Origin of the sequence: Kurthia sp. 11kri321 (assembly GCF_001534765.1) — a bacterium.
Classification (GTDB): Bacteria; Bacillota; Bacilli; order Bacillales_A; family Planococcaceae; genus Kurthia; species Kurthia gibsonii.
This window is the reverse complement of record NZ_CP013217.1, coordinates 2,365,943-2,385,152: the sequence shown is the minus strand read 5'-3', so window position 1 is coordinate 2,385,152 and position 19,210 is coordinate 2,365,943. Positions and strand designations below refer to the sequence as shown.

Genomic DNA, 19,210 nt, shown 5'->3' with positions numbered 1-19,210 from the left:
AAATAGATTGAGTAGGAGAGTGAACGGAACTATGACAACAGCAATCGTAACAGATAGCACGGCCTATCTGACGAAGGAAGAACAAGAAGCATACAACATTCATATGGTGCCACTTAGTGTCATCATTGATGATACAAGTTATGAAGAAGAAGTAACGATTACGATGAGCGAGTTTTATGATCGTGTACGTAATGAAAAGAAATTACCAAAAACAACGCAACCACCAATCGGGAAATTTGTTGCTAAATTTGAAGAGCTTGCAAAAGACTATGATGAAGTCGTAACGATTCATCTATCAAGCGGGATTAGTGGTACATATCAAGGCGCGTTACAAGCAGGTGAAATGGTTGAAGGAATCGATGTTTACGGTTTTGATAGCGAAATCGCTTGTGCTGTGCAAGGATTCTTTGTTATTCATGCAGCAAAATTAGCGGCAGAAGGTAAAAATGCGAAAGAAATTATTGCTGAATTAGAGAAAATGCGTGCTTCTATGCAAGCATACTTCATTGTAGATGATTTAGCGCATTTGCAGCGCGGTGGTCGTTTATCAGCAGGAGCTGCTTTAATCGGCGGTTTACTACAAATTAAACCCGTATTACATTTTGAAAATAAAGTCATTGTGCCATTTGAAAAAATTCGTACGCGTAAAAAAGCCGTGAAACGTGCAGAAACGATGCTAGATGAAGCCATTCAAAAACATGGAGTTTTAGATGTAGCGATTATTCACGGGAATTGTGAAGAAGAGGCAACAGCGTGGATGCATGATTTAGCTGCACGTTATCCAGATTCTTCATTTAAGATGAGTTATTTCGGTCCTGTAATTGGGACCCATTTAGGTGAAGGATCGATTGGTATAGGTTGGTTCAAAAAATAATGAATGGGTAAAAAATCACTTCATTTTTCCAAAATAATGGGTAAACGAGGGCATAAATATGGCTTTCCAAATATATTTGTCGAATGATACTATAGTATTCGACAATCATCCATGTTAAGATTAACTTACTAAACAATATTCTACATGAAGCACCTAGACAACTCGTTCTAGGTGTTTTTTTTAGTGCCATAAGGAGGCTAGCCATGCGTAAATTACGTCGCTGCCTACATACAAAAACCCCCCTTAAAATCCCTCTTTACGATTTGAAAATACAACAATTTTTACAAGGAAGAATTTGGATTGAAGAAGAACTACCTTTTTTACAAGATATAATTCGCTACCATAATACACAACGATGGATCATCAAAACCCCTGGAATTCAACAAAAACAGTGTATGCGTTGTCATAGTAAAAGACTACACGAATTTTGGTGTAAACAGTGTAAAGGGCATTGCGCGTATTGTTTAAACTGCTTAAAAATGGGCAGAGTAAGTAATTGTACAAATTTAATAAGATGGTGTGGTCCAACTTATAAAAATTATATAGCTGAACTATGCATGACGTGGACTGGAACGCTAACAGATTCGCAACAGCGAGTTGTGAAAGAATGTACAGTCCATGAAAAAGACCATTTAATTCACGCTGTCACAGGCGCGGGCAAAACAGAGATGCTTTTCCCGATTATAGAAGATGCACTAAAGAAGGGGAAGCGAGTTTGCATCGCGACACCTAGAACGGATGTCGTATTGGAACTTATGCCGCGAATACAACAAGCTTTTTTAACTATTCCTGTACAGGCTTTCTACGGTGGAAGTGGCTTTTCACTCATGTATAGTCCGTTAATCATCGCAACAACACATCAACTTTTACGCTTTCAACAAGCTTTTGATTTAATTTTAGTCGATGAAGCAGATGCGTTCCCTTACACCTATGATGAAGCGTTGCAATTCGCTGTCAAAAAGGCATTAAAGGATACGGGAAGAACGATTTTAGTAACGGCGACACCTACTAAAAATGAACGACAAAAATATGAAAAACAGCAAACCTATTCTTTTTTATCGCGACGTTTTCATGGTTTTGATTTGCCTATACCGCGTTTTGTTGCTTTATTCTCGTATAAAAAGTCTTTTCGTAAGAACCACATTCCAAAACGATTGAGCGATTGGGTGGAGTCGTGCATTACTAAACAGCAACCATTCCTACTATTTTTTCCTACAATCGAATTAATGGAGAGAGCAGCGCCACTCTTTCAACAACTACATGAGAATCTGCATGCTGTTCATGCGAGCGATGATTATCGAAAAGAACGCGTACAAGCTTTAAGAAAAGGAGATGTGCCAGGACTTTTAACGACGACGATTTTAGAAAGAGGTATTACGATTGCAAATTTACAAGTAGCAGTGCTAGGAGCAGATGAGACTATTTTTAATGCAAGTGCGCTCATTCAAATTAGCGGTCGTGCAGGGCGATCGAAAGAGTATCCTACAGGAGACGTCTGTTTTTTTCACGCAGGCATCACACGACAGATGGATTTAGCTCGAAACGAAATCATCCGTTTGAATCGTGAGGAGGTGCGTGTATAATGCATTGTTTATTTTGTGATCAAATCATCCAGCAACCAAGTTCTTTCACGCAATTTTTATTTGGAATACCCTCCGTTTACTGTTGTAAAAAGTGTGAAGAACAAATTGAATATACATCCGATTCTCATGCTATCTATTTCTATAATTCATTTATGCAAGATGTTCTGCACCAATTTAAATTTTTAAAAGATATTCGTGTAGCGGACTTTTTTGCCAAGGCTTTAAAAAAGAAAGTAAGGGGTATGGAATATGACTTAATTATTCCGATTCCGATGCATGTTGAGATGGAAAAAAAGCGAACATTTTCACCAGTAGAAGTCGTTTTACAACAAGCGAAATTACCTTTTCAATCGGTTTTAGAGAAAACGACCATGTCACAACAGAGTAAAAAAACATATGAACAACGTATTAATAGCTCCTCTTTTTTCAAAAGTTTACCTCAAGTAGATGTAACACAGCAAAAAATCCTATTAATTGATGATTTAATCACAACTGGAACGACAATTAAACATGCTAAAACAATTTTACTCGAATTAGGGGCAAAATCCGTTGAAGAAGTCATTTTCATCTCAGGGAAGAAGTGAATTATGATAAACTACATGAAGAAATGGTCGACATTAATAGTAGATTGAAAATGTGGAGGTAATGGAGCATGGGTGAAATCAGAAATTGTCCAAGATGTGGAGAATTCTTTAATTATAATGGTGTACGCGATATTTGTGGGAAGTGTGCAATGGCTGAAGAAGAACAATATGAAATCGTATATCGTTTTTTAAGAAGACGTGAAAATCGCGCAGCAACAGTAGAACGTATTGTGGAAGCAACAGGTGTAGAAGAAGACTTGCTACACAAATGGGTACGTAAAGGACGTTTACAGCCAGCACTGTTCCCGAATTTAGGTTATCCATGTGATCAATGTGGACATTTAACGACGACTGGAAAGTTGTGTAGTTCATGCCAAGATGAATTAAAAGGTGAGTTACGTAAGTTTGAAGCAGGACAAGAATTTAGAGAAGCTGTGAAGAAAGCAGAAAAAGGAACATATTTATCTGATAAAAGATAAAAGAAATCGTAAAAAAATAGTTTAAGAGATATTTAGAAAACGATATATGAGTATATTGAACTAATGAGTTATTTCTTGAATAGTCATAGTTACTCTATTATGCATTTATTACTAAAACAATGATGTTTACTGCCGAAATAAGGAGTACATCAACAATAAATGAAGGAGGTCGAATGAAAATGAAGATAAATAATTACGGCGTGAATCCAATCAATCCATACAAGAATCAGCAGTTGAAAACAGAAGCAACAAAAAACGCAGGTATGAAATTTGCGGATCAAATCGAAATTTCTTCTCAAGCAAAGGACCTTCAGGGGATAAAAGATTATTCAACTGAACGAGCTGATAAAGTTCAACGAATCAAACAGCAAATTGAAGCTGGCACGTATCAAGTAGATGCGAATAGATTAGCGAACGATGTAGCGACATTCTATCGCCTATAAGAAGGAGTTTTAGAACGATGTCAACTGAGCAAATTATTTCGATTATGGATAAATTGAACATGATGCATCGTAGTTTATTAAAATTGGCGTATCATAAGACCGAAATTTTAAAAACATCGAATGTAGAAGAATTAAGCGAAACGATGAAAAATGAGCAGTCACATATCGCAGCAATTAGTCAATTAGAGGAACAACGTCAAAAATTAGTTGTACAATTCTTTCAAGCGAATCAAATTGACTACAAAGAACCGACAATTAACGAGTTATTAAAATATGTAACAGGTGAAGAAGCAGCACAATTAGATACAAAGCGAAAAGAATTGCTTTTAACAATTGATACATTGCAAAAGCAAAATGACTTAAATCAAAAAATGTTGTTTCAGTCACTTCAATTCGTGAATCTTACATTAGACTTACTTCGTCCACAACCAGATCAGATTAATTATCAATCTAAAGCTGGTGGACGTTCTGCTATAAAAACAGGACAATTCGATTCACAAGCATAAAGAAATCATACAATGATGTGTGATTTCTTTTTTATTTTCAAAAATATAAGATTGCTCGAAAAGCATGTATTTTACGTGAAATACTTAAAAAAATTCGATTCATGTCGATGAAAAGAACAGAATGAATATGCGTGATTTTTATTAAAAGGAGCGATTCGATGGGTTCAACATTTATGGGACTTGAGACGAGTAAACGTGGTTTAAGTGCTCAACAGTCCGGTTTATATACAACAGGTCATAATATTTCAAACGCCAACACAATCGGTTATTCACGTCAAACAGTGAATTTAAAGCCAACGAACGGTTTCCCAGGTACCGGGATGAATGCACCACAAATTCCAGGGTATTTAGGTACAGGTTCGACAGCTGGTTCTATTCAACGTGTACGCGATCAATTTATAGATAATCAATTCCGTCAAGAGACGACGAAATTAGGCTATTGGGGTTCTCGTACAGAGGCGATTGGTCAATTAGAAGGCATTTTAAAAGAACCGTCAACATATGGTATTGATACAGCATTTAATGATTTTTTCAAAGCTTTACAGGATTTAAGCGCTTCGCCTGAAAACAGTGCGGCACGTCAAGTAGCGATTGAAAAAGCGAAAACACTTGCAGAAAGTTTTAACTATACGAATAAACAATTAACAGAAGTACAAGAGAATTTAAAAAATCAAATTAATGTTGAAACGAAAAATGTCAATTCGATTTTAAAACAGATTGCACAACTGAATGATCAAATTGCGAATTCAGAGCCAAATGGTTATTTACCAAATGATTTATATGATGAGCGCGATATTTTAGTTGACCAATTATCACAATATTTACCGATTACGATTAAAAAAGAAGGTAATGGTGGTAATTCAAAAGAAGCTGCTGAAGGAACATATAATATTTTCTTGAAATTAGCAGATGGTTCAGAAGTTCAACTAGTAAATAAACGAGAAGCGGCAACATTAACACCACAAACGACAACAGTTGATGTAGGTGGAAATCTTGTCGATTCAAATTTTGATGAATCGAAAACATTTACTCCCTTCTCACAATTTAATATTGTAATGGGTTCAGGTGGCGGTACGGGTGCTACTGTGAATATGAGCCAATTAAATAAAGGTTCTGGTATTTTACAAGGAATCGTAGAAAGTTATGGTTACGTAAATAAAAATACAGCGGGAACAGCGATTTCTGCAGTAGATGGTGTCTTTTCAGACAAATTAGCGGAATTAGATCAATTAGCAGATGAGTTTGCGAAAGAATTCAATAAAATTCATAAAACAGGATATACTCTAGAGAAAAAAGATGCGAATGGCGTCGTAATTGATGCATCTGTACAGGGTGGAGATTTCTTTGTAGGAAATGGCGCAGGTGGTATCAAAGTATCGGATGGTATTTTAAAAGATTTTAATAAATTCGCTGTATCAAGTGCTGCTAATGAAGTTGGTAATGGTAAAATTGCGATTGAATTATCTAATTTAAAAACAAAAGCCCTAGCTGGTTTAAATAACGCATCAGCTCAAACTTTCTTCCAAAGTATGATTGGAGATGTGGGTGTAATGGGTGAGCAAGCAACGCGCATGTTTAAAAATTCATCTTCTCTGCAATTAAGTATTTCGAATAACCGTGCATCTGTTAGTTCGGTATCTTTAGACGAAGAAATGACAAATATGATTATGTACCAACAAGCATATAATGCGTCAGCACGTATGTTAACAGTTATGGATGAAACATTAGAAAAGATTATTAATGGTATGGGGCGCGTAGGTCTATAAATAAGGAGGACGTATAAATGCGTATTACACAAACAATGCTTTCAAATAATATGTTACGTAATTTAAATAGCAGTTATTTGAAAATGGGTAAACTACAAGAACAACTATCGTCTGGTTCTAAATTAACAAAACCTTCGGATGATCCAGTCGCGTCTGTAAAAGGTATGGGATATCGTACAACATTAGCGAAAAACGAACAGTACACTCGTAATATGAATGAAGTGAATAGCTGGTTGGATACAACCGATTCAACACTTTCAGAAGTAAATAAAGCACTTCAACGTGTAAAAGATCTTGTAACACAAGCAGCGAATGATACAAATAAACCTGAAGACCGAGAAGCGATGCAAAAAGAAGTAGATCAATTACGCATGCAAATTCGTGATTTAGCCAATACACAGCAAGGTGGAAAATATTTATTTGCGGGTACGGCAACAGATCAGCCATTATTTGCGGACTCATCTGTGAATGCGGGTGCAAATGATCCATTACCAACTTTAGGAGGTAATGATAATTCAGTCGACATCGAAATCTATGAGGGAATTACGTTCCAAATTAATGAAAATGCACGTGGTTTATTTGAAGGTATCGACAAAATGATGCAACAAGTTCAACAAGGTCTGAAAGGGACAGGTGCGGATTTAAGTAATCTCGTTGGAACTGTTTCAGCTCAAACAGATAAAGTACTTGAAATGCAGGCGGGGGTCGGTGCAAAACAAAACCGTATTGATGTTATGACAGACCGTTTAAGTTCTCAAAAAATCAACGTAACAAAACAAATCTCAAACAACGAAGATGTTGAATATGAAGATGCGATTACACAGTTGATTACAGAGGAATCGATTCATCGCGCAGCTTTATCAGTTGGGGCAAAAATCATTCAACCAACATTAGTTGATTTCTTATAGTCATAAAAAGCGTTCAGCGAATTGCATCGCTTGAGCGCTTTTTTCATAGGGAGGCGTTTTTATGAAACTTGATCAAATTCAATTAAATATACAAGATGCTAAAGTAGATTTAAATATCCTACAGCCGAAGCAATATATTGAACAACCACAAGCACAGCAACATATTGAGCAACCTGCAGCAACACTTCAAATTCAACATACAGACGCAAAATTACTTGTCGATTCCTCACAGGCCTATCGTGATTTAGGTTTAATTTCAAATGGAGAGTCGATTCAAAAATTTGCGTCGAAAGGTCAGTCAGCTGTCATGGAAGGAATAGCGAGACGTGCTTCAGAAGGAAAGCAAATGATGGAAATAAGAAAAGATAATGGGCGATTGACATTATCGAATATTGCGAAACAACATGACACATTTGAACAACAGCGACTTGGGATTACATGGAAGCCATCTGTTGGTTCAGTAAAGATTAAATACCAAGAAGGTAGTTTGGATATTCGCATTAAAGCCCAAAAACCACAAATTGATGTACAATTAGGAAAAGTCGTTCATGATTATACACCTGGTGATGTAACAGGGACACTTGTTCAACGTGAAAAAGTTGAAACAACTGTAATTAAAGGAGAATAGTCTGTGAAAATTCAAACAAAATTTTTAGGTGAAGTTCAAATCGATCCCGCTTCAATTATTCAATTTCCACAAGGTATTCCAGCTTTTGAAGAAGAAAAAGAGTTTGTCGTTATTCCATTAGGTGCACAATCACCTTTTGTGACGTTACAGTCGGTCCAAACACCATCTGTTGGTTTTATGGCAGCCTATCCATACCATTTTAAACCAAATTATGCTTTTGATTTAGAGCAAGAAGATTTACAGCAACTTCAAATTGAGAAATCAGAAGATGTATTGGTATATGCTATCTTGACGTTAAAAGATACGTTAGAAAACTCAACAATGAATTTATTAGCTCCAGTTGCTATTAATGTAAAGAAACAAATTGGTAAACAAGTTGTTCTACACGAAAATGCCGAACACCCACTTCGTTATCCTTTAAAACCACTGGAAGGAAGTGTGCGCTAATGCTGGTACTTTCACGTAAAATTGGTGAATCGATTATGATTGGAGATGGCATTGAGGTAAAAATCATTAGCATTGATGGTGATCAAGTGAAGCTAGGAATTGAAGCACCCCGTCATATTAAAGTACATCGTCATGAAATATTTAAAGCGATTCAAGATGAAAATAAGGCTGCTCTTGATGTAACAGAGCAGTTAATCAATCAATTAAAAAATTTTTAAAAGAAATACTAAACATTTTAAAACCCACTTCGATATATATAGTGTAAGGTAGAAATACCGAACAACTCCACAGGGACGTGGACATTAAAACAAATTCAAGGAGGAATCTCAAAATGAGAATTCAACACAATATCGCAGCTTTAAACACACACCGTAACTTAGCAGCAAACAATGCAGCAGCTTCTAAAAACTTAGAAAAATTATCATCAGGTTTCAAAATTAACCGTGCTGGTGATGACGCAGCAGGTCTTGCAATTTCAGAAAAAATGCGCGGACAAATCTCTGGTCTAAACATGGCTTCTAAAAACTCAAGTGACGCTATTTCATTAATTCAAACTGCTGAGGGTGGATTAAATGAAACACACGCAATTTTACAACGTATGCGTGAATTAGCAGTTCAATCTCGTAACGATACGAACGATGAAGCTACAAATGACCGTTCAAATCTTAACGATGAGTTAAAACAATTACAAGAAGAAATCACTCGTATTTCTAGCCAAATGGAATTCAACAACAAAAAATTATTAGATGGTTCTCAATCAACTAATGGTTTAACTTTCCAAATCGGTGCGAATGCTGGTCAAACAATCACAATGAAAATTTCAACAATGTCAGCTACTAAATTAGGCGTTGACGCTGCAAAAGCAAGTATTTCAAAAGGTACTGCAGCATCTAAAGCAATTAAATCAATTGATGATGCAATCAATACAGTATCAAAAACACGTTCAGCTCTAGGTGCTGTTCAAAACCGTCTAGAACACACAATCAATAACTTAGGTACATCTGCAGAGAACTTAACTGCAGCAGAATCACGTATTCGTGATACTGATATGGCTGCTGAAATGATGGCATTCACTAAGAATAATATCTTAACTCAAGCTGCTCAATCAATGTTAGCTCAAGCTAACCAACAACCACAAGGCGTTCTTCAATTATTACAATAATATTGAAGTAAGCAAATTATTACTTTTATGTACACCTTTAATAGCAGTTTATTCTGCTATTAAAGGTGTACTATTTTTTTATTAAAATGCTTTGATTTTTCTACATATGCAATAATAAAGTCTTGATAATAAAATAATTTAACCGATATAGAGGATGAGGTGAGTATGTATGAATCAGATAAATTTAATAGAAGATACTTCAAAGATAGGTTTACCTGTATATCGATATAAAAATATATATCTACATAGTAAATATGATCCATTAAAAGAAGCACAACGATTTGTAGAAAAAAAATATGAGGCTGCTTCTTTACAAATTTTAATTGGGTATGGTAATGGATATATATATGAGGAACTTAAAAATAAAATAAAAAAAGATGAAAAAATAATTGTAATTGATTCATTCATATCTCCGAATATTGCAGATTCTTCATTAAATGAATTCACTCATCAAGCTATTCAAGATTTTCTAAACCAACATATAAAAGTGACTGATAGCATTAATTTGTTAATTTCAATAAATTATGAAAAGATAATTGAAGATAGTCCGGAATTACAGTTATTTGTCAAATCTTTAAATGATCGCATTCGCTCTAACCAAATTACAGAAAATACAATTACGTATTTTATTAGTCAGTGGAACGAAAATTATTTGAAAAATTTAAAATATGCTTATAATGACCATTCTATTCGAGAGTTGTTTAGTGAAAAAAACCTTCCAGTAGTAGTGGCTTCTGGAGGACCATCTCTGACAAAACAATTGGATTTAGTAAAACAATACAGAGAGTCGATTATTTTAATCGCTGCTGGAACAACAATTAACTCTTTATTATCTCAAGGGATAAAACCAGATTTAGTCGTTTCAGTTGATGGTGGGGAAGTTAATTATCAACATTTTAAAGATTTAAAGATTACAGATTTCCCTCTTATTTATTGTCCTACAGTCCATTATGGAATAAGAGAAAACTTTAAACATGCATATTATTGTTTTTTAACAATGGAAGAGCAGTTAATTCCACATTATGAAAAATATGCGAATGATTCAGTTGAAACATTGATTGGTGGAAGTTCTGTAGCAAATGTTGCTTATAATTTAGCTCTCTTTTTAACTAATGGACCAGTTGCTTTAATAGGGCAAGATCTTGCATTTACAGATGGCTTTACTCATGCAAAAGGAAATTTGAATCGTATAGAAAATAAAAATACAGAAATGTTATTACGTGAAGGGTATTACGGTGATTTAGTTAAAACAAATGGTGTGTTTTTACAAATGAAAGAAGCTTTTGAGTTTATACAGTCCAAATTATTAGCACATAATCGTTCATATAATTGTACGGAAGGTGGATTGAATATAGAGAGTTTTCAAAATATATCTTTCTGCGAGTTTTTAAAAACTTATGCACAGAAACCAGTTGAAATTCAATATAGTTATCCAATAGTAGAAGAGAATTTGACAAGTTATAGACGACAGCTACTAAAAGATATACAACAATATGAAGGAATCATTATTTTATTTGAGAGGGCATTAAAAGTATTAAAAAGTAATGTCAGTAAAGTTAGCTATGAAGAGCAAGTTTTGAAAAAATTAGAAAAGATTGATTCGAAAATAAAAAAAGAAATTCAAGATACAAATTTATCTTATGCATTCAGCACCATTAATTTACATGTATTACGATATTTTAGAAGTTCCAAAAATGCTTCGCGTGAAGAAGAGTTTGCACTCTCTTTTAAGCAAAGTGAATATATGTATGAAGAAATGCTCAAAGTTACTCGACAAACAGTAGATATACTAAATACATTAAAAGAAGAGGTGTAAAATGGAACAAATCGTTTTTGAAACAATGGTAAACTACAATGAATATATTGAAAGAATTAAATTAAATATAAATCCTTTGATTGAAAGTTTAAGAGAGGAGAAGCCAGAAGAACAATTAAATGAAGTAGCTAATCTAATAGAAGGATTAGAGTGGTTAGTAACTGTAAACCAAAAATTAAGTGAGCTTAATTATGAAAATAAAATAGATGTATTTTCTTTAAATCAACAACTACAAGAAGTCGTGGTTGCGATAGAAAATCAAGATTATAATCTATGTGCAGATATTTTAGAATATGATATTTTAGAAACGATTCAAACATATCAACCATATAATTTAGAAGGTGAAATAAAGTGAATAACTTAGAAAATAAAACAGTACTTGTAACAGGCGGTACGGGTTCTTTTGGCAAAAAGTTTATTACAAAAGCTTTAACAATGGGTGTGAAGAAAATTATTGTATTTTCACGCGATGAGTTGAAGCAATATGAAATGAAGCAGCAATTTACAGATGAGCGTATTCGCTTCTTTATTGGGGATGTTCGCGATAAAGAGCGCTTATATCGTGCGTTTGATGGAGTAGATATTGTGATTCACGCAGCTGCTATGAAACATGTAGAGGCTTGCGAATATAATCCTTTTGAAGCAGTTAAAACAAATATTCATGGTGCACAAAATATTATCGATGCAGCGATTGATCAAGGCGTAGAAAAAGTAATCGCATTATCAACAGATAAAGCATGTAGTCCAATTAATTTATATGGTGCGACAAAATTAGCTTCAGATAAATTATTTATTGCGGCGAATGCTTATGTAGGTGATAAACATACAAAATTTGCAGTAGTTCGTTACGGAAATGTTGTAGGTAGCCGTGGAAGCGTAGTGCCTTTCTTCCAAAAGATGCGCGAAACAGGTACATTACCAGTTACAGATGAGCGTATGACACGCTTTTGGATTACATTAGAACATGGTGTTCAGTTTGTAATTGATAGTTTGGGACGCATGCATGGTGGTGAACTATTCGTTCCGAAAATTCCAAGTATGAATGTTATCGATTTGGCAAAAGCAATTGGTCCAGAATGTAAAATTGAAATTGTAGGAATTCGTCCTGGTGAAAAACTACATGAGGCGATGATTACAGAAGATGATGCCCGTCATACAATTGAATTTGATGATTACTATGTCATTCAACCTGAATTTAATTGGTGGTCAGCTGACTATGCAAAAGGCGGAAAGACGTTACCAGATGATTTCAATTATATTAGTAATCATAATGAAGATTGGTTAACAGTTGAAGAATTAAGAGAATTAGTGGAAAAAATGTAGTCAATTTGACTGCATTTTTTTATTTGAGATAAATAGATAATTTTTATTGAAAATAACCGATATTAATGTAGTAGAAAGAAAACATATATAAATAAGGGAGGAAACATAATGAAAGTTGTAGTAGTTATACAAGCGCGAATGGGTTCTTCTCGTTTACCTGGAAAAATACTTATGCCACTGGGAGAACAAACAACTTTACACTATGTGACAGAAAGATGTAAACAGATTAAAGGAGTAGCAAATGTAATTGTTGCAACGTCTACTTTAGAAAAAGATAACCAAGTAGAGCAATGGTGTTTAGAAAATCAAATACAATGTTTTAGAGGCTCAGAAACAAATGTTTTACAACGCTATATGGATGCAGTTCAAGATATAAAGCCAGATTATATATTGCGTGTAACAGCAGATTGTCCATTTGTAGATTATGAACTTGCTTCCGAATTAGTAGAAAAGCTAAATGATACAAGTATAGACATTATAGATTTACAAGGCGAGTTACCACGTGGTTTAGCAGTAGAAGCTATTTCTTATCGTGCTTTACAATATATCGCAGAACATGCATATGCAGAACGACATTATGAGCACGTAACATACTATGCCTATGAATATAAACAAGAATTTAAAAGAGCGATGTATGAAGTATCTAAAGATCATCAACAACCACAATTGCGAATCACATTGGATACAAAAGAAGATTACGAAGTACTATTAAAAATTGCTAGTCATTTTAAGAACCCACTTGTATCGAGTTCAGATATCATCGACTTTTTATTAAAAAACCCACACATTGCACAAATTAATCGTGATATTGTGCAAAAGCCTGTAGTGTAATGTGGAAAGTTATTATTCGAGTTGATGCCTCACAAGATATTGGGTCAGGTCATGTTATGCGCTGTTTAACATTAGCTCACCAATTACAAAACTGTGGTCATCAGGTCAAGTTTATTTGTCGAGAAGCAGATGGAGACTTAGAAAATTATATTCGAGAACAAGGTTTTGAGGTAAGGTTACTCCCATATATTAAATCTAATATATGGGAATGGATGAAAGAGAACTACAAACAAGATGTAAATGAAACAACCCAACTATTAAAAAATGAAATGATTGATTTACTTATAGTTGATCATTATTCAATTGACGAAAAGTGGGAAAAAGTATTATCTAAATATGTGAAAAAAATAATGGTAATTGATGATTTAGCTAATAGACGCCATCACTGTGATTTATTACTTGATCAGAACTATTATAAAAATAAAGAAATACGCTATCAAAAATATATCTCAAATGAAACAATTCAATGTTTAGGGCCTAATTTCATGTTAGTTAGAGAAGAATTTTACGCGTCTTATTCAACTAATCAACAACCAACGATTTTTATATTTTTTGGATCAGTAGATCAAACAAATGAAACGTTAAAAGTCTTAAAAGCGTTAGGTAAATTACAGAAAAAACGTTTTTTTCATATAATTACAGTTGTAGGTTCAATAAACCCTAAACGCTATGAAATAGAGGCTTACTGTCAATCGCTATCTTCTTGTGAATTTCATTGTCAAGTGGATAATATGGCAGAATTAATGGCAAAAGCTCATTTTTCAATTACATCAGGTGGGACAATTACGTGGGAACGTGCAATGATGGGTTTGATGGGAATTGTGATTACTGTGGCAGATAATCAGATAGAATTAACAGAAAACCTTAATGAACAACAGGCTATTTGTTATTTAGGTGAGTCTATACAAGTATCTGAAGAAATGATTTATAATCAAGTTTTAGAAATTTTTCAAAAACCTAATCTCTTAAAGACTTGGCAATTGAATATGAATAAAATATTTAATAAAGAGTATGTTATGAAAAAGCCTTTACTAGAAAAAATAAATGAGGTTATGGCAGATGTTAGATATTAATAAAAGTCGACTTGAAGACTTATCAGAATCTACAAAAACAACTGTATTGAAATGGAGAAATCAACATCATATTCGAAGTATGATGTTTAATCAAAATAAAATTACTGTGAGAGAACATGAACAGTGGTTTGAGAATTTAAAAAACAATCAAAATCAAATTGTAAAAGTCTTTTATTATGATGAGATGCCAATGGGTGTTGTTACATTTACGAAAATTAAAAATACACTTTTATACGAGTGGGGATTTTATATTGGCAATATTGAAGCACCAAAAGGACTAGGTACGCTACTAGGGGTATGCGCGTTAGATTATTATTTTACTTCGATGAACAAACATAAGTTAGTAGGAGAAGTCTTAGCATATAATCAAAAAAGTATTGCATTTCATAAAAAGCTAGGTTTTCAGCAAGAAGGCATTTTAAGACAGCATTATAGCGTTAATGAAAAATTACATGATGTACATCTATTCGGTATTTTAAAAGAAGAGTGGTTTGAAATAAGACCGTATTTTAATAAATGAGGGAGATTAGTATGACAATTAAAGTAGAACAATATGAAATTGGCTTTGACCAAAGACCGTTTATTATTGCAGAAATGTCAGGCAATCATAATCAGTCTTTAGAAAGAGCTTTAGAAATTGTAGAAGCGGCTGCAAAGTCAGGTGCACATGCGTTGAAAATCCAAACATATACAGCTGATACATTGACATTAAATGTAGAAAGAGATGATTTTCTAATAAAAGATGAAGAAAGTCTTTGGAAAAGTAGAAAATTACATGATTTATATAATGAAGCCTATACACCGTGGGAGTGGCATGAACCGATTTTTAATCGTGCAAAAGAATTAGGTATGTTAGCGTTTAGTACTCCTTTTGATGATTCAGCTGTCGATTTTTTAGAAACTTTGGACGTGCCACTTTATAAAATTGCATCATTTGAAAACACTGATTTACCTTTAATTAAAAAAGTTGCAGCTACAGGAAAGCCAATGATTGTTTCAACGGGTATGGCAAACGCAGCAGAATTAGATGAGTTAGTTAGAACAGCAAAAGAGAATGGTTGTAAGGATTTAATTCTATTAAAATGTACAAGCACGTATCCTGCTACTCCAGAAAATACAAATATTGCAACAATTCCACACATGCGTGAATTATTCGATGTACAAGTGGGATTATCTGACCATACGATGGGAACTGGCGTGGCTGTTGCTGCAGTTGCATTAGGTGCAACAGTTATTGAAAAGCATTTTACGTTAAGTCGTGCGGATGGTGGTGTGGATGCCGCATTTTCAATGGAACCTGCTGAAATGAAAGCACTAGTAGAAGAAACGGAACGTGCATGGCAAGCAATTGGTAAAGTAACGTATGGTCCAACAGAGAAAGAGAAGGCGTCATTAAAATTTAGACGTTCTATTTATGTTGCGAAGGATATTCAAGCAGGTGAATCTTTCACAGAAGAAAATATTCGAATTGTACGTCCTGGATATGGATTAGAGCCAAAATATTATCCTAATCTTATCGGAAAAGTAGCTAAAAAAAGTTATACAATGGGAACACCTATTACATTTGACGACTTAATTTAACGGAGTGATTTGAATGAAAAAAAGAACTGATTTTTTACCTTACAGTACACAACAGATTTCAGATGAAGACATCAAAACTGTAATCGAAACACTCAAGTCACCCTATTTAACAACGGGACCAAAAGTTAGTGAATTTGAAAAAGTAGTGGCAGATTATGTAGGTGCGACTTATGCTGTTGCTTTTTCAAATGGCACAGCGGCGCTTCATGCAGCTTGTTATGCAGCGGGTATTACACAAGGTGATGAGGTGATTACAACGCCTATTACGTTTGCTGCGAGTGCTAATTGTGTGCGCTATATGGGGGGCGAAGTTATATTTGCGGATATTGATGAAGAGACTTACAATTTAGATCCAAAAGAAGTAGAAAAAAAGATTACTTCAAAGACAAAAGCCATTATTCCAGTTGACTTTACAGGACAACCAGTTGATATCGATGCTTTTATGGAAATCGGTAAGAAACATAATATAGTTATTATTGAAGATGGCGCTCATTCTCTTGGTGCTAGTTATAAAAAACGTAAAGTCGGTGCCACTGCAGATATGACGATGTTTAGTTTTCACCCTGTCAAACCAATTACCACAGGTGAAGGCGGTATGATTGTTACAAATAATCGTACCTATTATGAAAAACTCCGTTTATTTAGAGGGCATGGTATTACACAAACAGCCTATGCAAAAGAGCAAGGTGATTGGTATTATGAAATGACGGATTTGGGATATAATTATCGCATGACTGATATTCAAGCAGCTTTAGGTATTTCACAGATGAATCGTCTAGATGAGTTTATTGAAAAAAGACAAGAACTAGCGAATTTATATACCGAAAAAATTAATCAGTTACCGACATTAAAAGCACCAAACCAGTTAGCAGATACAAAATCAGGTTGGCATCTATACTCCGTTCAACTGGATGAAGTAGCTTTAGGTAAAACACGTAAAGAAGTATTTGAAGATTTAAGAAATGCTAATATAGGCGTTCATGTACATTACATTCCAGTATATTGGCACCCATATTATCAAGAGTTGGGCTATAAAAAAGGGATATGTCCAAAGGCAGAACAATGGTATGAACGTGCATTAACATTACCATTACACCCACAGATGAATGAAGCAGATGTAGATTTTGTTTTGTCATATTTTAAATAATAAAGAAAAAAGGGGATGTAATATAGACATCTCCTTTTAAGTAGATTTTTATGAGTTACTGAATGTTTTTTTGAAACGACCGATAATAAGGGTAATAACGTTTTGTAAAAAGGAGAGTTAATTATGAAAATCTCAACTGATACAACATTAGAAAGTACTGTATATGCTCAAAAAAATAAAGAGAAAATGATTACTAATCCTATTCCTAATAATACAGTGCGTACATCAAATATTTCAGAAATGACCGATGAGTCTGGCCATCCCACAAAAGAAGCATTTCAAGTCGCTGTGAATAAATTAAATGAATTCATGGAATATACAAATAAAAGTTCGAAATTTATTTTTCATGAGGGTTTAGGTAAATATTACGTTGAAGTTGTCGATGCTAAGACAGAAGAAGTAATTAAAGAGATACCTCCAAAGGAATTACTAGACGCATATTACGAAATGCAAAAAATGATAGGCAATATTGTTGATCAAACGATTTAAAAGGGAGCTGAATGTTAATGGTGAATAATGTTAATAACTCAAATACAGCAACGTCATCTTACTCTTATTTACAATACAAAAATAAAGTAACAGGTCTTGCGTCAGGTATGGATATCGACTCTATTATGGAGAAGTTAATGAAAGCTGAAAGTGCCCAAATGGAAAAGCTACAGCAACAAAAGCAAAAATATGAGTGGAAACGTGACGCTTATAGAGAAGTAAACACAACGTTATCTGCATTTGAAAAAGGAATATTTGATAATTACGGTTTGTCAAAAAACTGGAATGCTAAAACGGCAACAAGTACATCGTCTTCAGTTTCCGTAACGGCAAACAGTACAGCTTCAGGTAATTTAACAATTACAGAAGCAACAGCAGCAACAGCAGGACAAAAAGTAGGAGATTTAGTTGGAGTTACTAGTCAATCTACATTATCAGAATTAGGTATGACAACAGATGGGAAAATTAAAATTAAAGCAATTAACGATTCTGGTACGTATACTGAGAAAGAAATTTCTTATAAAACGACAGATACGATTTCTGATTTAATGTCTAAAATTAATAACTCGGGTGTAGGTATCACAGCTTTAGCTTCTGAAAATAAAATTTCTTTGCAAGCTAATTCAACTGGAACTGGAGTAGATGGTTCTATTAATGTAACCGAAGATGATGGCGGTGTATTTAAAGCGCTAGGTTTATTGGCAACTGGTACAGGTAAAGTAGCAGAAGGCACGAATGGTTCAATGGTTGTAAACGGTGTAAAGATGGAAAGCACATCGAATAAATATAATGTGTCGGGCTATACAGTAAAGGTAACGAATAATATCGTTGCAGGTACAGATGCGCCAGCAAAAATATCTTCTACAACAGAAACAAAATCCATTGTAGACAAAGTAAAAGAATTTGTTGCCACATATAATGGATTAATTGAAGATTTAAATAAGCGAGTTTCAGAGAAAAAGAATCTATCATACCAACCTTTAACAGATGCACAAAAAGCAGAATTAAAAGATGATGAAATTAAAAAGTGGGAAGATAAGGCTAAAGCTGGTCTTTTAAAAAGTGATGCGAATATCAATAAAGTACTTTCAGACATGAGAAGTACTATTTCGAACTATGGTGCAGGTTCAGATGACATGTTAGCTAAGATTGGAATCAGCACTTCGAAAACTTGGTCTGATAATGGGAAATTAGAAATCGATGAAAATAAACTTACAAAAGCTTTAGAAGAAGATCCAAATGTTGTCATGCGTATTTTTACAGGCGACCCTGAAAAAGGTACAAAAGGAATTGTTTCAGAGTTAAAAACTACAGCTCAAAATGCAGTGAAGAATATTGAAAAAACAGCAGGTAGAGAATCTGCTTCAGATAGTTCATATGCTTTAGGGAAAAATTTACAAGATATCAATATGAAAATTGATGATTGGAAAGATCGTTTAAAAGGAATTGAGGAACGATACTGGAAGCAATTTGCAGCGATGGAATCGGCCATTCAAAAAGCAAATTCACAGTCAGCTATTTTTGCACAATAATTTTAGTAATGAGTTTTAAATAAAAAGGAGTTGTTCGA

At 34.1% G+C, this 19,210-nt stretch carries 22 protein-coding genes; all 22 read left to right on the top strand.

Features of this window, described 5'->3' with window-relative positions:
* Positions 1–31: 31 nt before the first annotated feature.
* The 22 genes from ASO14_RS12005 (at position 32) to fliD (ending at position 19,172) form a co-directional block, all read left to right on the top strand.
* Entirely contained in the window at positions 32–874 is an 843-nt protein-coding gene (locus ASO14_RS12005; RefSeq protein WP_068455612.1) for a DegV family protein, read from the top strand.
* A gap of 203 nt (positions 875–1,077) precedes the next feature.
* Complete coding sequence (locus ASO14_RS11995) at positions 1,078–2,457, top strand: ATP-dependent helicase ComFA (protein WP_068455606.1); 1,380 nt, start codon at positions 1,078–1,080, stop codon at positions 2,455–2,457.
* Complete coding sequence (locus ASO14_RS11990; RefSeq protein WP_068455604.1) at positions 2,457–3,041, top strand: ComF family protein; 585 nt, start codon at positions 2,457–2,459, stop codon at positions 3,039–3,041. Before ASO14_RS11995 ends, ASO14_RS11990 begins: the two co-directional genes overlap by 1 nt.
* A 68-nt stretch (positions 3,042–3,109) precedes the next feature.
* Complete coding sequence (locus ASO14_RS11985; protein WP_068455601.1) at positions 3,110–3,520, top strand: TIGR03826 family flagellar region protein; 411 nt, start codon at positions 3,110–3,112, stop codon at positions 3,518–3,520.
* A 179-nt stretch (positions 3,521–3,699) separates the two neighbouring features.
* Entirely contained in the window at positions 3,700–3,963 is a 264-nt protein-coding gene (flgM, locus tag ASO14_RS11980; RefSeq protein WP_068455598.1) for a flagellar biosynthesis anti-sigma factor FlgM, read from the top strand.
* Between the two features lie 17 nt (positions 3,964–3,980).
* Positions 3,981–4,469: a flagellar protein FlgN gene (locus ASO14_RS11975; protein WP_068455595.1), complete on the top strand. Its 489-nt coding sequence runs from the start codon at positions 3,981–3,983 to the stop codon at positions 4,467–4,469.
* A 158-nt stretch (positions 4,470–4,627) separates the two neighbouring features.
* Entirely contained in the window at positions 4,628–6,235 is a 1,608-nt protein-coding gene (gene flgK, locus ASO14_RS11970) for a flagellar hook-associated protein FlgK (RefSeq protein WP_068455592.1), read from the top strand.
* A 17-nt stretch (positions 6,236–6,252) separates the two neighbouring features.
* On the top strand, positions 6,253–7,143 hold the full coding sequence (gene flgL / locus ASO14_RS11965; protein ID WP_068455589.1) for a flagellar hook-associated protein FlgL: 891 nt from the start codon (positions 6,253–6,255) through the stop codon (positions 7,141–7,143).
* Positions 7,144–7,204: 61 nt separating this feature from the next.
* Positions 7,205–7,771 (top strand): DUF6470 family protein, encoded by a 567-nt coding sequence (locus tag ASO14_RS11960; RefSeq protein WP_068455586.1) that lies wholly within the window; start codon positions 7,205–7,207, stop codon positions 7,769–7,771.
* Between the two features lie 3 nt (positions 7,772–7,774).
* Positions 7,775–8,218: a flagellar assembly protein FliW gene (gene fliW, locus ASO14_RS11955; protein ID WP_068455583.1), complete on the top strand. Its 444-nt coding sequence runs from the start codon at positions 7,775–7,777 to the stop codon at positions 8,216–8,218.
* Positions 8,218–8,436, top strand: coding sequence for a carbon storage regulator CsrA (gene csrA, locus ASO14_RS11950; protein ID WP_068455580.1), 219 nt, complete (start codon positions 8,218–8,220; stop codon positions 8,434–8,436). The genes fliW and csrA overlap by 1 nt, the downstream gene beginning before the upstream one ends.
* Before the next feature lie 113 nt (positions 8,437–8,549).
* A complete protein-coding gene (locus ASO14_RS11945) occupies positions 8,550–9,380 on the top strand; it encodes a flagellin N-terminal helical domain-containing protein (RefSeq protein WP_068455577.1) in 831 nt (276 codons plus the stop codon).
* A gap of 169 nt (positions 9,381–9,549) precedes the next feature.
* A complete protein-coding gene (locus tag ASO14_RS11940; RefSeq protein ID WP_068455574.1) occupies positions 9,550–11,196 on the top strand; it encodes a motility associated factor glycosyltransferase family protein in 1,647 nt (548 codons plus the stop codon).
* A 1-nt stretch (position 11,197) separates the two neighbouring features.
* A complete protein-coding gene (locus ASO14_RS11935) occupies positions 11,198–11,551 on the top strand; it encodes a DUF8042 domain-containing protein (RefSeq protein ID WP_068455571.1) in 354 nt (117 codons plus the stop codon).
* On the top strand, positions 11,548–12,519 hold the full coding sequence (pseB, locus tag ASO14_RS11930) for a UDP-N-acetylglucosamine 4,6-dehydratase (inverting) (protein WP_068455568.1): 972 nt from the start codon (positions 11,548–11,550) through the stop codon (positions 12,517–12,519). Before ASO14_RS11935 ends, pseB begins: the two co-directional genes overlap by 4 nt.
* Before the next feature lie 108 nt (positions 12,520–12,627).
* Positions 12,628–13,350 carry a cytidylyltransferase domain-containing protein gene (locus ASO14_RS11925; protein WP_068455565.1) on the top strand — a complete coding sequence of 241 codons (723 nt, stop codon included), beginning with the start codon at positions 12,628–12,630 and terminating at the stop codon, positions 13,348–13,350.
* Positions 13,350–14,423 carry a UDP-2,4-diacetamido-2,4,6-trideoxy-beta-L-altropyranose hydrolase gene (gene pseG / locus ASO14_RS11920; RefSeq protein WP_068455564.1) on the top strand — a complete coding sequence of 358 codons (1,074 nt, stop codon included), beginning with the start codon at positions 13,350–13,352 and terminating at the stop codon, positions 14,421–14,423. Before ASO14_RS11925 ends, pseG begins: the two co-directional genes overlap by 1 nt.
* Positions 14,410–14,943 (top strand): UDP-4-amino-4,6-dideoxy-N-acetyl-beta-L-altrosamine N-acetyltransferase, encoded by a 534-nt coding sequence (gene pseH / locus ASO14_RS11915; protein WP_068455561.1) that lies wholly within the window; start codon positions 14,410–14,412, stop codon positions 14,941–14,943. Before pseG ends, pseH begins: the two co-directional genes overlap by 14 nt.
* 11 nt (positions 14,944–14,954) lie before the next feature.
* Positions 14,955–16,004 carry a pseudaminic acid synthase gene (gene pseI, locus ASO14_RS11910; RefSeq protein WP_068455558.1) on the top strand — a complete coding sequence of 350 codons (1,050 nt, stop codon included), beginning with the start codon at positions 14,955–14,957 and terminating at the stop codon, positions 16,002–16,004.
* A 13-nt stretch (positions 16,005–16,017) separates the two neighbouring features.
* A complete protein-coding gene (pseC, locus tag ASO14_RS11905; RefSeq protein ID WP_068455555.1) occupies positions 16,018–17,151 on the top strand; it encodes a UDP-4-amino-4,6-dideoxy-N-acetyl-beta-L-altrosamine transaminase in 1,134 nt (377 codons plus the stop codon).
* Between the two features lie 123 nt (positions 17,152–17,274).
* Positions 17,275–17,640, top strand: coding sequence for a flagellar protein FlaG (locus tag ASO14_RS11900; RefSeq protein ID WP_068455551.1), 366 nt, complete (start codon positions 17,275–17,277; stop codon positions 17,638–17,640).
* A 17-nt stretch (positions 17,641–17,657) separates the two neighbouring features.
* A complete protein-coding gene (gene fliD, locus ASO14_RS11895) occupies positions 17,658–19,172 on the top strand; it encodes a flagellar filament capping protein FliD (RefSeq protein ID WP_068455549.1) in 1,515 nt (504 codons plus the stop codon).
* Positions 19,173–19,210 lie beyond the last annotated feature (38 nt).